Genomic DNA, 207 nt, shown 5'->3' on the forward strand with positions numbered 1-207 from the left:
TCTTGGCGTGCTGAAGCTTAACTACTGTGTTCGGCATGGGAACAGGTGTATCCTTCAGGCTATCGCCACCACACTATTGAGAACTGATGCTCTCAAAACTAGACAATATCAATTTCCTTACCGATGAACACCACTACTCGTGGTTAAGTCCTCGACCGATTAGTACTAGTCCGCTCCGTGCATCGCTGCACTTCCACTTCTAGCCTA

1 rRNA gene is annotated in these 207 nt (G+C 47.8%); it reads right to left on the bottom strand.

Features of this window, described 5'->3' with window-relative positions:
* Positions 1–73 (bottom strand): 5S ribosomal RNA (rrf, locus tag CES81_RS13315); the annotation flags it as partial.
* Positions 74–207: the final 134 nt, after the last annotated feature.

The organism is Secundilactobacillus pentosiphilus (assembly GCF_002217985.1).
Taxonomy (GTDB): Bacteria; Bacillota; Bacilli; order Lactobacillales; family Lactobacillaceae; genus Secundilactobacillus; species Secundilactobacillus pentosiphilus.